The 4,527-nt window shown below is 64.1% G+C and carries 4 protein-coding genes and 1 pseudogene; all 5 read right to left on the reverse strand.

Going from position 1 to position 4,527, the window contains the following annotated elements; all coding sequences use genetic code 11:
* Positions 1-185: 185 nt before the first annotated feature.
* Positions 186-617 (reverse strand): annotated as a pseudogene (locus tag J1G37_RS28840) (SCP2 sterol-binding domain-containing protein); the annotation flags it as partial.
* Entirely contained in the window at positions 611-1,501 is an 891-nt protein-coding gene (locus tag J1G37_RS28845; RefSeq protein ID WP_207047189.1) for a U32 family peptidase, read from the reverse strand. The pseudogene J1G37_RS28840 and the gene J1G37_RS28845, both read right to left, overlap by 7 nt.
* A gap of 12 nt (positions 1,502-1,513) precedes the next feature.
* Complete coding sequence (locus tag J1G37_RS28850) at positions 1,514-2,509, reverse strand: peptidase U32 family protein (RefSeq protein WP_207047191.1); 996 nt, start codon at positions 2,507-2,509, stop codon at positions 1,514-1,516.
* Positions 2,510-2,518: 9 nt separating this feature from the next.
* The gene (gene glp, locus J1G37_RS28855; protein WP_207047193.1) at positions 2,519-3,745 is read right to left on the reverse strand and encodes a gephyrin-like molybdotransferase Glp; all 1,227 of its coding nucleotides are present in this window, start codon (positions 3,743-3,745) and stop codon (positions 2,519-2,521) included.
* The gene (moaB, locus tag J1G37_RS28860) at positions 3,742-4,296 is read right to left on the reverse strand and encodes a molybdenum cofactor biosynthesis protein B (RefSeq protein WP_207047195.1); all 555 of its coding nucleotides are present in this window, start codon (positions 4,294-4,296) and stop codon (positions 3,742-3,744) included. Before moaB ends, glp begins: the two co-directional genes overlap by 4 nt.
* Positions 4,297-4,527 lie beyond the last annotated feature (231 nt).

A 4,527-nucleotide genomic window follows, 5' to 3' on the forward strand; every position in this document is an offset into this window, starting at 1 on the left:
TAACCGTGTGTGATTTATTTATTAGTACCGTGTGTATTCTGATCTCTACCTGTTCTCTTGTTCAAACTCCACATATCCTCCCTTCTGCCTCCCTTTTTTTTTTTTTTACAAGAAGAAGACGGCATACGAGTTCCCTCTCCGTCTCGTGGGCTGGGAGATGTGAAAAAGAGACAGCCCCCCACCCCCCGCCACAACCACCCCGGCAACACATCCGAATCCAAACTATCAATCAAATTCTTCAACCCCAACCCCAACTCCGTATCCCCCTCAATCACCAACCGCCGCCGAAAGAACAACGTATCCGGATCCTCCTGCCGACTAGCCAACAACAAAAACTCCCGCCAATTACCACTGATGGTCACCTGCGCCTCAGCCTTGTCAGCAATACGCAACCCATCCCGCGCCAACGTCAGGTACCAACACAACCCCAAATCAGGAATCCGCAAACACATCCAACGCCCACGCAGCAAATCGAAGCCCCCCTCGCGCAAAGGCTCAGCCAGACAACGATTAAGTCCCTGCTCCAAGGCCACACGCTGCACCGCAAACGGCACCCGCCGCACCAGCGGCAACAACCGGTCGGCCCCCTTGAGCAACCACTGCTTGCGACTCAACACAGCCCCACCTCCTCAACCCGCAACATGCCCGCCTGGCCATGCCAGTAGCCGTTGCAACCCTCGACAAACACCGGCGGCATCGCGCCCTGCCGCACCTGATCGTAGGCGCGTACCACATCGGCCATGCCTTCCGCACGCGGGCTCAGGCGCAACACATCAGCGCCACAAGCCACCAGCCCGGGATAGTCGGCCAGCAGGTTAGTCACATCCGCCGACATCGTCTGAATCCCATTCAAGGTAAACAACGCCTGCCCTTCCTGGCTGGTCAAGGCCATGCCGTCCGGGTAGTTGATACAGCAGAACTGGCAGTCGTCCTTTGGCCGGTTTTCGGCGCGGGCGGTGAAGCAGCGCGCCGAGTAGGCCAGGGGCAAATGGCCGTAGGCGAAGATTTCCACCTCCGGCAACGGCCTGCCCAGTTCCTGCACCTGCGTCAGTACATCGGCGATCAAGCCTTGAGAGCACTCCACTGGCGGCACCCAGCGTTGCATACCCAAGTCAAGCAATTGCACCAGGGCGTGGCCGTTATAGAGGTTGAGCGCCGGGCCGCCGACAAAGGGCAATTTGCGCTCAACCAGCAACTGCACCGCACCCATGTCGTTGGCTTCCACCAGCATCTCGCCGTTGTCGCACAGGCGGCGCAGGCGGGACAGTTCGGAGGCTGCCTCGATCAGCGTGAGGCTCGACAACACGATCTGCGCCGAACTGCACGTCTGCAACTCGCGGCCCAGGCCCAGCCACTGATCGAGGTTGAACACGCGGCGTTTCGAGCACACGGTTTCGCCCAGGTAAATCACGTCCAGGGGCAAGTCGGCCATGTCTGCGTAGAAGCGCCCGAGGTGGTCCTTGTCCCAATAAAACAGCACCGGTCCGAGGCTGAGTTTCATGTGTGTGTGTCCTCACTGCCATGCACGATGGTAAGCACCCAGGGTGGTCTGGCTGCCTTCGGAAAGACCAGCCAATACCTGGCGCCATTGCTCCTTGACGACAAAGTTGGCCGGGTTGCTGCGGTGGGCGTCGAGGGCGGCGCGCCAGACGCGGGTGACTTGCTCCACATAGGCCGGGCTGCGTTGGCGACCTTCGATCTTCACCGCTTCCACGCCAATGGCGGCCAGTTCCGGCAACAGGTCAAGGGTGTCGAGGCTGGTAGGTTCCTCCAGCGCATGGAAGCGCTTGCCGCCCACCAGGAAGCGGCCCTTGCACAGGGTCGGATAGCCGGCGGGCTCGTTCGGGGTGTAGCGGTCGATTAGCACTTCGCTCAAGCGCGCGCTCAGGCCGTCGGCGTCGTCGCTCCAGCGCACTGCCTTGGCCGGCGAGCACACGCCGCACAGGTTGGGCGATTCGCCGGTGATGTAGGAGGACAAGTGGCAGCGCCCTTCGGCCATGATGCACAGGCTGCCAAAGCCGAACACTTCGATGGGCACCGTGGCACTCGCCGCCACCTGCTTGACCTGGGCCAGGGACAACACCCGTGGCAGCACCGCGCGGCGGATGCCGTAGCGTTCGACGTAGAACTTCAACGCCGCCGCGTGGGTGGCCGAGCCCTGCACCGACAAGTGCAAGGCCATCTGCGGGTGGCGCGCGGCAGCGTAGCCGAGCACGCCAGGGTCGCCGGCGATCAATGCGTCTACACCATGGTCGGCGGCGCGATCGACGGCGCGTTGCCAGCGCGGCCAGATCTTCGGTTGCGGGTAGGTGTTGACCGCCACGTAGAGCTTGCGCTGGTGTTGGCGGATATGGGCGACGGCGGCGTCGAACTGCTTGTCGTCCATGTTCAGCCCGGCGAAGTGCCGGGCGTTGGTGTCATCGCGAAACCCCACATACACCGCGTCGGCGCCTTGGCGTACAGCGGCTTTCAGCGCAGGCAAGTTACCTGCCGGGCAGACCAGTTGCATGGTGGCTCCTTATTGAAAATCGGCAAAGGACAGAAACGGCACCGCCGCGCCCTTGAGCACCTGCTGCCCGCGCTCGACGATCACCAGGCCGTCGGCCCAACAGGCCGCGACCAACATCGCCGAGCTTTGCTGCGGGTGCAGGATCGCGCGCAGTTGCCCATCGCTGCCGGGGCTCAAGCGCGCACGCAGGTATTGGCGGCGCGGGTTGGGCTTGAGCCATTCAAACGCCGCCGGCACGCTGGCCGGCATCGGCAACACCCGCTCCGCGCCCTGGGCACGCAGCAGGAACGGGCGCACCACCACCAACGCCGTGACCAGCGCGGCCGTCGGATTACCCGGCAGGCCTATCCATGGTTTGCCCGCCACCTGACCAAACGCCAGGGGCTTGCCAGGCTGGATCGCCAAGCGCCAGAACTCGACCTTGCCCAGCTCGCGGATCGCTTGTTTGAGGTGGTCCTCCTCCCCCACCGACACGCCGCCGGTGGTCAGCAGCAGGTCGCATTCGGATGACGCCAGCGCCAACGCATCGCGACTCGCCGTGAGGGCGTCGGCCATCACGCCGTAGTCGTGCACCTCCACGCCCCAGCCCCGCAGCAGCGCCGCGATCAGGTAACGGTTGCTGTTGTAGATCTGCCCCGGTGCCAGTGGCTCACCGGGTTCGCGCAATTCATCACCACTGCTGAGCAGGCACACCCGCAGCGGCCGATAGACCTTGACCCGGGGAATGCCCGCCGCCGCCAGCAGGCCGATTTCCTGGGCGCGCAGGCGCTTGCCGGCGCTCAACACCTGCTGCCCGCGTTGCAGCTCTTCGCCGCGCTTGCGCACGTGCTCCCCCAGGCGTATTGGCGGGCACCAGATGCGTTGGCCATACACGCGGCAACGTTCTTGGGCGACCACACTGTCGGCCCCCGGTGGCAGCGGCGCGCCGGTAAAGATGCGCACCGCCTGCCCGGCTTGCAACGGCTCATCACTGCTGTGCCCGGCAGCGATGCGCCCGGCGACTTCCAGGTGACCGCCCTGCTCCGGCACGTCAAACGCGCGCAGGGCGTAGCCGTCCATGGCGCTGTTGTCCCAGCCCGGCAAGTCGAGGGGCGAAAACACCTCTTCGGCGACCACCCGCCCGAGGGCCTGGGCCAAGGCAATCACCTCGGTGGGCGGTGGTGGCGGCGCCTGGGCGAGCAACTGCTCGATGGCGTCCTCGACCGGCAGCAGGTCGCCGCTGTCACACACGTTCATGAGCGTGACTCACAGGCGTTGAGGGCTTGATCGAGCTGCGGCTTGAGGTGCGGCGCGAAATTACACGGGCCGGTGCGGCTGTCCAGTTGGCCGACAAGAATCTGGTCCCAGGCCGTGCGGCACGCCCCTGGCGAACCGGGCATGCAGCACACCAGCACACCGTTGCTGAAGCCGGCCAGGGCACGCGATTGCAGGGTCGACATGCCGATTTCGGCCAGGGACACCTGACGGAACAACTCGCCGAAGCCGTCCACTTGCTTGTCCAGCAGCGGCAGTACGGCTTGGGGTGTGTTGTCGCGCGCGGTGAAACCGGTGCCGCCGGTCATCAGTATCACTTGCACCTGGGGGTCGGCGATCCACTGCGAAACCCGGGCGCGGATCTGGTAGATGTCGTCCATCACGATGCCGCGGTCGATGAGCATATGGCCGGCGGTTTGCAGACGGTCCACCAGGGTGTCGCCGGAGGTGTCGGTGTCGTAGGTGCGGGTGTCGCTGATGGTCAGCACGGCGATGTTCAGGGAGACGAAGTTTTGCTGGGTCAGGTGGGCCATGGTCCGGGCTCCAAGCGTTGGAAAGATGGGGGCAGCCTGCGCCGCATTGGGCGTAGGGCCTATTCCTCGGAGGAGGTATGCCGTTGGGGGCGTGGTCCTTCAGGGGGTTTGGCACAGTGTGGGAACTGGCGCTTTGGGAGCTTTTGATCGTGGTCAACGGTTGGATGTGGCATGGGGTCGCACAGGGGTTCGAGGGGACTGCTTTTTTGTGGGAGCTGGCTTGCCTGCGAT

The sequence above is a fragment of the Pseudomonas sp. Marseille-Q1929 genome (genome assembly GCF_017316265.1).
In the GTDB taxonomy this organism is placed as follows: domain Bacteria; phylum Pseudomonadota; class Gammaproteobacteria; order Pseudomonadales; family Pseudomonadaceae; genus Aquipseudomonas.